Below are 8,918 nucleotides of genomic sequence, written 5' to 3'. Positions count from 1 at the left end.
CAACTAACGCCATAGATGAGGCAAAAACGACCTGATCGTGATCATCTAGTTGTACTTCACCAGAATTAAGTGAGTCGGGAACAGTGACACTAGCAGCATGAACGGAAAAATCGGTCAAAAACAACAAACAAAAGACAGTTGCAACAAAGAGTAATGATTTGAATGATCCTTTCATAGTAGATCCCCCCTATAAGTTTGTGTGCCAATAGTTATCTATCAGCGTATCCAAATTATAGCAAGCTAGATCTAAAAAAGTTGATTGTAACCAATATATAACGTTAAATTTATCGTTTTGTAAAATATAATTTATATAGCTAAAAAAACCACTATTTCCCAACCAGGAAGTAGTGGTTTTTAGTTAGTATTCGGAGATCTCGATCAGATTACCGTCGGGATCATTGAGATAGATCGAAGTCAATGACTAATTTTCAGTAAGGGTAATATGCCAATTATCTTCCAAAAATTTTTTTCCTTTATCAGTAATTTTAAGTGCTCTTGATCCAGTATTGCGTGTTACGTAGTCGTTATTAAGCAGAAAATCAAGGATTGCTTTAGCTAATGCACCAGCAAGATGGTTTTTCCGTTCGCTCCAATCTAAACAATCAATACAGAATTTGCGTTTCTTCTTTTTTAAATTTTCAATGTCGATCTTGAGTTCTTGTTCGAAAAATATTTTACCTGAAGGAGTTACACGATAATTTTCGTTGTTATCATCAGATGCGATGATAATATTCTCGGAAATAAGGAAATCTTTGATCTTAACTCCTAGTTCTCCAGCTACGTGATCGTAACAAGTTCTAGCCTGCTTTAATTCTTTTTTAGCAAAATGTTGCTTATAACTTTTGGTAGGTTCAACGGGGGAATAGTTACTTAAAAATTCAAATAACTCAGGTGTTATGGTATCTGAAATAGAGTAATATCTAAACTTACCATATTGCTTGACAGAGGTCAGTTGTGCTTTTGTTAGCAATTTTAGATGATAGCTAACAGTATGTTGTTTTAACCTAGTAAAAGCTGTTATTTCATTTACTGTATAGGCACGACCGTCCATTAAAATATCTAAAATAGTGATCCTAGATCTATCAGATAAAAGGCGCAAGATAGTTGTAACATCAGGTGAATTCATAAGATCCCTCCTTAAAATTTCATATATCGATGAATTTCTATCAATTATCATAATATAATACTATCACACAGTAAAAGAAAACGACTATTTAAGATTTACCGATCAGTCGATAGACTTCTGACATACGATAAGGCATTTAGTATTGACTTCTTAACTTTTGAGCAGAAGTTTACAAAATTGCACAAGTATGAAAATTGTCCAGTTTGTGGAAAGGAATTTAAAAATATTGGAAACACTGAGAGTAGATAATCTAGCTAAAAAATATGGAAGCTATAATGCTGTTAAAGATATAAGTTTTTCAGTATCGTCAGGTGAATGCTTAGGTATTTTAGGTATCAATGGAGCTGGTAAAACTACCACATTGAAGATGATCTACTCGGCAAATAAAATAACAAGTGGTAACGTGTATATCTTAGGAAAAAATATTTCGTCATTATCTGATAAAGGGAAAAAAAGATTAGGGATCGTAGCTCAAGAAGATATGTTAGATACGACTCTGACTGTCTTTGAAAATTTGATCGCACATGGTATCTGTTATGGAATCAGACTAAAGGAACTTAAATCTCGAGCTAAAAAGCTGCTAGAATTTGTTCAATTAGCAGAATATGCAAATAAAATGATCGGTGAACTATCAGGGGGGATGAGAAGACGTGTTGTTCTTGCCAGAGCTTTGTTAAATGATCCCGAGATAATCATATTAGATGAACCGACTGTAGGTTTGGATATTCAATCACGTAATATTATTTGGAACAAATTAAAAATGTTAAAAAAGCAAGGTGTTTCAATAGTTATTACATCCCATTATATGAATGAGATCGAATGTTTAGCTGATAGGATAGTTATCATTGATTCTGGTGTAATAAAAGATGAAGGTACTATTGATAGTTTGTTAGATAAGTATCGAGAGAAAAATATTGAAGAATTATTTCTTAAGTTGACTGTTGTAGGTAAAGGAGATATTAAAAATTTGGAATAGTGTATAACATTGCAAATTAATATTCATAAGGAAGGTAAAATATGGAGTGGATATTAGAGTGTTACCACTAATTGAAGGAAAACATTTCATACTATTATTGATATGAATAAAATTAGGAAAGGAAAAGCTATATTTCTTTTTAGTTATACAAAATAGGATGAACAATTTTGTGTAGCTCCATATTATATAGTGGAGAAAAAGTGTTTAGAGTTTCAGCTAGATCGATCTATTATGTTGTTATCAGAAATTATATGAGCTTTAGATCTCTATTCAAGATCTCGATAGTTCCTAACTTGATCGACCCATTATTTTATTTGGTGGCAATGGGATTTGGAGTAGGAACTTATCTGACCAATATCAATGGGATGTCGTATACTACTTTTGTCATTACGGGACTTATCGGCGCTACTGCGATGACTACTGCTACATCAGAAGCAACGGTCAACGCATTTATTCAATACAAAATTGAAAAAACTTATGATGCCATGCTAATGACTCCGATCAACTTACAAGATATCGTAATTGGTCAAGCTATCTGGTCAGGGGTTAGAGCTGTCATTTTTGGGGGGATGTTTTGGCTTGTTTCGCTTGTTATAAGTCAAGCATTTGATCTTTATATGCTATTTATCATTCCACTTCTTTTTTTGATCGGTTTGATTTTTGGCCTTATCGGGCTAACATTCACCTATATGGCTCCATCGCGAGAATTTTTGAACTATTATAATACGCTTGTTATCAGGCCATTATATATGTTTTCGGATACTTTTTTTCCTATCGATTCTATCCCTGAAATTTTTCGGAATTTGACGTGGCTTTCACCGTTATATCATGCAACTAATATTATTCGAGCTATTTGGATAGAGAATTTTACTATGGTATTTCAACATTTAATATGGTTGATCAGTTGTGCAACGATATTTTACTTTATTCCTGTTTTAGTTGTTTATCGGACGTATTATAGATGACATTAGGAGCAAAAAACCACCATTTCCCAGCCAGGAAGTAGTGGTTTTTAGTTAGTATTCGGAGATCTCGATCAGATTACCGTCGGGATCATTGAGATAGATCGAAGTCATTTGCCCATTGGCACCGATCTTAGTAACTGGGCCAGCAATGATCTCAATAAAGTAACTCTTGAGGTGATTGATATCATCGGCCAACTTATCACCAGTCACTAAGCAAAGATCAGCGCTCCCACTTGTGGGGGTTTTAGAGACCAAGGCATCAGTTTGCTTTGTAGTTTGCAGTTTCAAAAGCTGATGTCCACAGCGTAAAGTAGCAAGCTCGGCACTTTCTTCTAAGATCGGCATGTCAAAGACTTCATGATAAAAGCGAACTGCACGTGCTAGATCGCTTACAGTCAAGACGATGTGATCGATACGTTTGATTTTCAAATAGATCAACTCCTATTGTAAAGCATTGGTCAAGAAATAAGCTCCCAAGGCACAGACGCACGCCTCAGTAAAAGGTACACTGAGCCAAACTCCATTTAGACCAAAGAGCGCAGCAAAAATAAGGACCGAACTGATCAAGATAAAATATCCGCGCAACAATGAGAGAATAAAAGCGGCTTTAGCTCGTTTGATCGCCACAAGCGACAACATGATCACGAGATTTTGACTAGCAAAAAAGACGCTGATAAAGTACAGTGGCAAAGCATGAGTTGCGATCTGAGCTAATTGTGCAGAATGGTCGTGATCAAAAACACTGACGATCGGAGCTTTGAAAAAGACCAAGATAAAATATAGGATACAAGAGAGCAAAAAAGCAACTTGCAAGCCTAATTTGATCGCCGCTTTAACGTTTTTTTCTTCATGTTTTCCGTATTCACGGCTAGCGATCGGTTGGACACCAAGGGCGATCCCATTTGAGAGCGCTAAGACAACGATCGCGATATTGGCAATGACACCATAGGCTGCGATCGCCGCATTACCGCTCAATTTGAGTAAGACCCAATTAAATGCAAAAATGCTGACCCCAGTACTCATTTCTGTTAAAAATGAAGGTATACCAAGACTAGCTGCTTGCTTTAATAATTTTAGCTCAGGCAAAGCAAACTTTAATTGCAATTGACGCTTGGGGTATTTACGATGAAAAGTCAAGATCGCCATACTCGTCAAAGGTGAAAAGATCGTCGCGATCGCAGCACCTATCATGTGTAATTGGAAGACAAAGATCAACAGCCAGTCTAAAAAGACCACGACTAAAGTAGCTGTTAAAGTTGCGATCATCGTCAGCTGAGGGTTACCATCGTTACGAATAAAGTTTACACAGACGTAATTACACATAAAAAATGGCGCACCTAAAGCGATGATCCGAAAATACCCCAAAGCAACACCCATCGTTTGCTGATCGGCACCCAGAAGCGTCAAAACTTGGATCGGAAAGATATTTAACAAAAGTGCTAATAAACTACCAAGTCCAAGACAAAAAAGCAATAATTTTCCAAAAAGTGTCGTTACTTTATTTGGTTCGTTGACTTTGTGGATCGAATAGATCGTTGAGCCACCGATCCCAAATAAAAGTCCCAAAGAATTGAAAAAATTAAACATTGGCAGTGAAATATTCAAGGCAGCCAACCCTAAAGTACCACCAGCGGCTGCAATAAAGACCGTATCGACTAAAACATAGAGCGAAAGCCCAGAAGAAGCAAGGATATTACGAATGATGTATTGCCCGACTTCTCGTTTGATCTTAGCTGTAGATGTTTGCAAAAAAATCCCTCCTAAACCAAACTTTCCTCTATCAATTATGATCGCCTGTCAGAAAGTTCTAAGATGTTATTTTTTGCAAAACCCGGCGATTTTGCGTCCCTTATTTCGTTTTCAACGCTACTGAGTTTAGCAGATTTAGTCCAAAAAAGCTAGTTTAAATAAAAATATGTTAAACGTTTAACATATTTTGCGTTTTCCTCTTTTCATAACGCTTACTTTGCGATAAGATAGTTATAAGAAAACGATTACTATTTTTGGAGGGAACATAGAGTGAGTAAATTATATGGAGCTATTGAAGCAGGTGGAACAAAATTTGTCTGTGCGGTAGCAGACGAAGAGTTAAATGTTTTAGAACGCGTATCGATCCCAACGACGGTCCCAGAAGAAACGATGGCAGACGTCTTTAAATTCTTTGAAAAACATGACGTTGTCTCGATCGGGATCGCTTCTTTTGGTCCGATCGATGTTAATCGTAAATCAGAAACTTATGGTTATATCACCAACACACCTAAGCCAGGTTGGAAAGATTATGATTTCTTGGGTGAAATGAAGAAGCGTTTTGATGTTGACTATGCTTGGACAACCGATGTTAATGGAGCAGCTTATGGCGAATTGAAACGTGGAGCAGCTAAGGGTAAGGATAGCTGTGTCTACTTGACAGTCGGAACTGGTATTGGTGGCGGTGTTGTGATCAATGGCAAAGTTATTGAAGGCTATGGTCATCCTGAGATCGGTCATATCGTAATGCGCCGTCATCCAGAAGACCACTATGAAGGTCATTGTCCATTCCACCACGATTGCTTAGAAGGCTTAGCTGCTGGTCCAGCGATCGAAGCACGTCAAGGGGGCATCAAGGCTTATGAGATCCCTAAAGATGATAAAGCTTGGGAGATCGTGGCTTATTACTTGGCACAAGCTTGCGTAGATCTAACATTGACACTCTCTCCTGAAAAGATCATTTTCGGTGGTGGTGTTTCTAAACAAGAACAACTCTTCCCAATGATCCGCAAATCCTTTGCTGAGCAATTAAATGATTACGTGCAAACGCCTGAGTTGGATGATTACATCGTACATGTCGACTTAGGTGATGATGCCGGGATCACAGGTTGCTTGCTATTAGCTAAAGAAGCACACGCAAAATAAAGAAACTGGGAAACCCAAATTATCTATAAAAAAGAAGCTGAAGATCAACGTTTTAGACGTGATTTTCAGCTTCTTTTTTATAAAACGCTCAAATGTGCCAATTTGGCAGGATCATTTAAGATCTCAGCTTTTGTCATTTTCTTTTGGATCTGGTGCTCTTCTGAGAAAAGTACGACTCGATCGCAAATATCTTTGATCTGCCCAAAGTGATGGCTCGACATGATGATCGTTTTACCGTTTTGCTTTAATTTGGCCAATAATTCAACGATCAAGGTCCGATAATGGGGAGATAGTCCGTTAAAAGGCTCATCTAAGACAAAGACATCAGGATTCATCGTTAAGACGCTTCCGATCGCAACGAGTTTCTTCTCACCACCGGATAGATGGTAAGGCACACGATCGGAAAGACGCTCGATTGCAAGTAATTTCAAGCAATCATCGACGCGTTGTTTGACTTCTTCAGGTGTTAACCCGAGTTGTTGTGGTCCAAAGGCAAGCTCTTCACGAACACTCATGTTAAAGAGTTGCACATCGCTATCTTGGAAAACAAATCCGATCTGTTCGTACAATTTAGCGGCTTGCTTAGGATCATTTAAAAATGTAGCATCGATAGTCAGATCTTTGAATTTGTAACTCCCCTTTTTTAGGGGGAAAAAACCTGTCAAGATCTTTAAAAGTGTTGACTTTCCTGAACCATTAGGCCCCATGATAACTAAAGTCTCACCTGGTTGGACCTTTAAAGAAACATCATCTAAAGCAAGATGTCCTTCATAGTCATAAAATGCATTGTTTAATGTGAGCATGACTGTTCCTTTCTATTGATCAAAACCACCAAAATAGTAGGCAGATGATCCCTAGTTGTACTAAGGGCATCAGATCTGCTTTAGTGAGCTTGGGATAAAATCGATTTTTACTGGTGAGTTTATACCCACGTAAGATCATCGCTTGATAAAGATCATTCATGCGACTCTTTAAGGAGAGATATAGTTCACCGATCAGATTACCTAAAAGATGAAATGAAGCTTTCTGTCCTAAAGTCTTAAAGCGAATGCTGTAGAGTGATCCTTGTAGATAGATCCCAGCTAAGTAGCAATATTTTACAGTGATATCAAGCGTCAAGATCAAAACACTGGGGAAATGAAGTTGCTTGAGCGCAAAGATAAATTGTTGCCAAGTAGTTGTCCCTGAAAAATATGCCAACGCTAATAGTAAAGTACTGATCCGCATGAAAAACAGTGGGAGATCAGCTTTTTGGCTCAAAAATAAACTCGGTAAGATAAAAATAGCTGTGAAAATGATCAACTTTAAGTATTTTTTGAAGATCACCAAGATCGCATTTCCCGGGAAAAATACCAACTGTCCTAAATAGAGCAAAAGGCAAGCCCAAAGAAAGATAAGGTCGTGTGACAACAAGACCAATAGTGAAGTGATAAGCAAGCTGCAGACTCGTAGCCAAGGTGAACTTTTGACTTGATAAACGGGTGTGATATTGGTGAAAAAGTGCAACAATTTACTTAGCGAAGCAATGTTGACACCAACAAAATCGTGTCGTTTCTCAAAATTCAAGTTGGTTTGATTTTTAGTCTGAAGCCAAGCTGGCAAGTTTGACTTAGTGCGCATGTTCATTATTTTTACCTAAAGACATCAAGATCTTACCAAGTAATAGAAAGACTAAGACAGCAGTGACTGCGCTTAAAATATACCCAAGAGAAAGAGCGGTACCAGGTACAGTATAGTCGCCAAAGAGTGCATTAAAATCAACTCCATGTGCCATTCCAGTAGGCAAAGTATTGCCTAAGTGTTCACTGTGCATCTTACCTAGTAATTCACTGGTATCCCATTCGCCCCAAGCAGTCCCACTAGCTAGTAGACCTAAAGGAGATAAAACGACCATAGCTCCGATCAAGTAGTAAAAATATTTAAAGCCAAGTGGCATTTTAGCCGCAGCGGCTGAAGTTGCGCGACTAGGTGTGTACAATTCAGCAGGAGCAACTTTTTTGACAAAGGCATAGACCGCATAGGTGAAGAAAGCTTCCACGACACCAGCAACGAGTAAATGAGCAAATAACATAGCTGGAACTGCGATCGTGATCGGATAAGGGTTATATAGTGGTTGCCCACTTGCACTAGTTGCAACGATCGGTTGTAGTCCTAGTTCAATACCCGCTAATAAAGCAGCAGCATTGATCCCAAGGTATGAACCTAAGACGACACCCAATTTTTCATGCCCATGTTTACGTAAGAAAGCGTAGATCCCATAGCCGACAAATGGCATAACGACAGCCATATTGAAGATGTTAGCACCTAAAGCTAAGAGACCACCATCACCGAATAAAAAGGCCTGCAATAAAAGTGCCACGGTAACAGCGATGCACGCGGCGTATGGACCGACTAGAATTGCTAACAGAGTCGCTCCGACCGCATGGGCAGTCGTACCACCAGGGATCGGAACATTAAACATCATCACTAAAAAGGAAAGTGAAGCACAGATCCCAAGCATGGGAGCTAATTGACGATTCTTGGTCAATTGTTGTTTTGTTTTTGAAAGTGAAACAGCTACGACTGGAGCTGCTGCTACAAACATGACCCCACAAGTCGCAGGGCTCAGGTAGTTATCAGGAATATGCATGATTACATCCTCTTTTCTAAAAATTTTCCCCATGTTCAAGACACTCATATGTATAGAAAAAATATAGCCTCCGAACATAGGCTAATTATACGGTGTCAAAAGATACCAAAAAATCTTTTATGTATGACTTCAAAGTATAATTTTGTGTTTTTTTCTCCAATATCTAGCAAGAAATATGCTTATTTTTACGCTGAATTACTAAGAAATAGTAAAAAAGCTTATTTTTTTTAAGTGATAATTCCTTGATGTAATGACTTTTAGCGCTTTTTTTTATTTTTAAATAAAAACTTGAACAAAATAGTTAAACGATTTAAGGGTAAATTTAATGGC

The 8,918-nt window shown here is 37.9% G+C and carries 9 protein-coding genes; 3 read left to right on the top strand and 6 right to left on the bottom strand.

The features are described from left to right. Positions 1-421: 421 nt before the first annotated feature. Positions 422-1,126 carry a helix-turn-helix transcriptional regulator gene (locus tag Q9Q35_RS00155; RefSeq protein WP_304651604.1) on the bottom strand — a complete coding sequence of 235 codons (705 nt, stop codon included), beginning with the start codon at positions 1,124-1,126 and terminating at the stop codon, positions 422-424. 226 nt (positions 1,127-1,352) lie between these two features. On the opposite strand from Q9Q35_RS00155, the gene Q9Q35_RS00150 reads away from it, so the two are divergent. Both Q9Q35_RS00150 and Q9Q35_RS00145 read left to right on the top strand, forming a co-directional pair. Further along, a complete protein-coding gene (locus Q9Q35_RS00150; protein WP_304651603.1) occupies positions 1,353-2,102 on the top strand; it encodes an ABC transporter ATP-binding protein in 750 nt (249 codons plus the stop codon). A 200-nt stretch (positions 2,103-2,302) separates the two neighbouring features. Next, positions 2,303-3,067, top strand: coding sequence for an ABC transporter permease (locus tag Q9Q35_RS00145; protein ID WP_304651602.1), 765 nt, complete (start codon positions 2,303-2,305; stop codon positions 3,065-3,067). A 51-nt stretch (positions 3,068-3,118) separates the two neighbouring features. Here the strand turns inward: Q9Q35_RS00145 and Q9Q35_RS00140 are convergent, their stop codons facing one another. Together Q9Q35_RS00140 and Q9Q35_RS00135 are read right to left on the bottom strand one after the other, a co-directional pair. Then, positions 3,119-3,496 carry a VOC family protein gene (locus tag Q9Q35_RS00140; protein ID WP_304651601.1) on the bottom strand — a complete coding sequence of 126 codons (378 nt, stop codon included), beginning with the start codon at positions 3,494-3,496 and terminating at the stop codon, positions 3,119-3,121. Positions 3,497-3,508: 12 nt separating this feature from the next. Further along, positions 3,509-4,816, bottom strand: coding sequence for an MATE family efflux transporter (locus Q9Q35_RS00135; RefSeq protein ID WP_304651600.1), 1,308 nt, complete (start codon positions 4,814-4,816; stop codon positions 3,509-3,511). Between the two features lie 270 nt (positions 4,817-5,086). Here Q9Q35_RS00135 and Q9Q35_RS00130 point away from each other — a divergent pair, with 270 nt between their 5' ends. Next, a complete protein-coding gene (locus Q9Q35_RS00130; RefSeq protein ID WP_304651599.1) occupies positions 5,087-5,959 on the top strand; it encodes an ROK family protein in 873 nt (290 codons plus the stop codon). A 77-nt stretch (positions 5,960-6,036) separates the two neighbouring features. Here the strand turns inward: Q9Q35_RS00130 and Q9Q35_RS00125 are convergent, their stop codons facing one another. Genes Q9Q35_RS00125 through cbiM form a run of 3 tightly spaced genes read right to left on the bottom strand, consistent with a single transcriptional unit; the run spans position 6,037 to position 8,588 of the window. After that, positions 6,037-6,762, bottom strand: coding sequence for an energy-coupling factor ABC transporter ATP-binding protein (locus tag Q9Q35_RS00125; RefSeq protein ID WP_304651598.1), 726 nt, complete (start codon positions 6,760-6,762; stop codon positions 6,037-6,039). Between the two features lie 19 nt (positions 6,763-6,781). Further along, positions 6,782-7,579, bottom strand: a complete 798-nt coding sequence (locus Q9Q35_RS00120) for a CbiQ family ECF transporter T component (protein ID WP_304651597.1) — start codon at positions 7,577-7,579, stop codon at positions 6,782-6,784. Then, entirely contained in the window at positions 7,569-8,588 is a 1,020-nt protein-coding gene (gene cbiM, locus Q9Q35_RS00115) for a cobalt transporter CbiM (protein ID WP_304651596.1), read from the bottom strand. Before cbiM ends, Q9Q35_RS00120 begins: the two co-directional genes overlap by 11 nt. Positions 8,589-8,918: the final 330 nt, after the last annotated feature.

This window comes from uncultured Ligilactobacillus sp., from assembly GCF_948826705.1.
Classification (GTDB): Bacteria; Bacillota; Bacilli; order Lactobacillales; family Lactobacillaceae; genus Ligilactobacillus.
The sequence above is the reverse complement of the archived record's forward strand: the minus strand, read 5'-3'. Positions and strand labels throughout refer to the sequence as shown.